This is a genomic window from Pseudostreptobacillus sp., from assembly GCF_977040545.1.
Genome location: NZ_CDRRBS010000126.1, coordinates 1 through 2372, shown reverse-complemented (window position 1 = coordinate 2372; position 2372 = coordinate 1). Strand labels below are relative to the sequence as shown.

1 protein-coding gene is annotated in these 2372 nt (G+C 26.6%); it reads left to right on the top strand.

The annotated features are described in order from the left end of the window. Positions 1-2372 (top strand): hemagglutinin repeat-containing protein (locus ACWYO2_RS05760; RefSeq protein WP_455515527.1); only part of this gene is annotated, 2372 nt, incomplete at both ends.

The following is a 2372-nucleotide window of genomic DNA, read 5'->3' as shown; positions in this document are numbered from 1 at the left end:
AAAAATATTAATATTGCATATAAAAATTTAACAACTAAGGCAAGTGGAATATTAAGTAGTAATAATATTGGAGTTAATGGTAATAATGTTAATTTAGGTACAAGTGTAGTTAAATATGAACTTGATAAAAGAATAGGAATAGATAATGGAATATTAGGTATAAATTATAAAAATATTCAAAAGAATATAGAATCTACAGTTGGTTCTGTAGTATTATCAAAAGGAGATATATCAGTTAAAGTTGATAAAGAATTTAATTTGAGTGGAAGTAAGATTAAAGGTCACAAAGTTGATATAGAAGCTAGTAATGTAAATATTAATTCTACTAAAGATAATTCTACAACAAAAACTGAAAGTAGAAATCTTTTAGGTGGAGATTTAACAGGAAGTGCTGAATATAATAAAACTGATACAAATATATCTGCTAAAGTAGATATGGAAATATATAAAAAAGAAAAAGAAGTTAAAAAAGAAGAAAAAAATAATAAATCTATCGTTGAAGGAGAAAATGTAAATATTAATGCTAAAAAAGATGTTAATATTAAAGGTTCAGACATTAAGGGTGGAGATGTTAAAATAAGTGGAGAAAATGTTAATGTTACATCTAAAGAAATTAAAAAAGAAACTGAAAAAGATAGTGTATCACATAATATTTCAGTAGGAGTTTCTGCAGGTGTTGGAGAAAAAGGAAATAGTGTAGCTGCAAATGTAGACTATAAAGTTAAACATGAAAATACTAAAACAAGTGAAACTAAAAATGAAGGTTCTAGTATAAGTGGAGAAAATGTAACTATTACTGGTAATAATATTAATGTAAAAGGTTCTGAAGTTAGCGCTAAAGATAAAGTTGATATTAAGGCAAATGTTGTAAATATATCAAATGATATAGATAAAGCAAATGTTACAAAAACTCTTGAAGAATTAGGAATTAAACTAGATGTTAATGTTAGAGAAAAAACTTTAGGTATAATAGGAACAGTTAAAAAGTTAATTGATGAAAGAAATAATTTATTAGGATATGTTCTTAATCCAGTTGCTGGGTACAACAAAGCGATAGAATATAAGAAAAAATTAGAAGATAATTTAGAAACTATTAAGAAAACTGTATCTGAAATACAAAAAAATGGAATTTCACCTGAAACATTAGGTCTTGAACTAACTGCAAGTGGTGAAGTTAAATATACAATGGAAAAAATTAATATAGTTGAAAATGCTATTAAATCAAGTGTTATTAAAGCTAAGAATATAACTGTTAAAGCAGATAAAGTAAATATAATAGGGTCTAAAGTTGAAGGTGGTAAAGTAAATGTTATCACAAAAGATTTAAATATGAATGGAGCAGTTGAAAATACATCTACAAATAAAACTAATGTAGTAGTTGAAGCAACTGGAAGTCATGATTTTGTTAAAGATACAACAATAGGTGGAGTAAGTACAAGTGCAAACGTTAGTGGAAATAATAAATCTAAAGTAGTAGAAGCAACTATAAAAGCTGATGAAGTTAATGTCAAAGTTAAAAATGATGCTAATTTAACAGGGGCTAATATTAAAGCTGATAAAGGTGAAGTTACAGTTGGTAAAAACTTAAATGTTAATAATGTAAATGATAAAGAAGTTAAATATAGTGCAAGTATAGGAGCTGAAGATACTACAACTTCTAATCCAAAAGTAGGAGCAAATGGAAGTGTTGAATATACATCTAAGAATGAAAATAAATCAGGAATAGATATAAAAGAAGGTACAGTAACAGTTAAAGGAAATAAAAATGAAACAAATGAAACTTCAATTAATGCGAAAGTAAATGGGGCAATTTCTAATGATGGAGATAACACAAAAGTTACAGTTGGAGCAACAACAAAAATTGAAGGAAGTAATGATAAAGTTTCTGGTAAAGCTGAAATAGGATTAAATTTAGATGCCAATATAAACGGAAAAGGTAAGGTAGAAAATTCAAATATTAGTTCAAAAGTAGATGTAGATGTAAATATTAAAGGTGATGGTAAAGTATTAGGCAATACTAATATTTCTATAAATAGTGAAATAAATGGAAATTCTAATGGAATTACATCTAATAATAAAGGTAAGATTAATACTGAAGTTAATTTAACAGGTAAAAATGTTGAAGGAAAAGTTAAACTTGGAGCTGAAGGAAATTTAGGTGTAGATGAAAAAAATAATATATCTGTTGATGGAAAAGGAAATGCAAACGGAACTGTAACAATTAAGGGAGAAACAGGAAATGTAGCAGGAAATGTAACATTAAATGGAAACTTAAATGTAGCAGGAGGAAAAGGAAAAGAAACAACATCAGATGTAAATGCGAATGCAAATGGAAAAGTAGTAATAAAAGGAGAAACAGAGCATGTAAATGG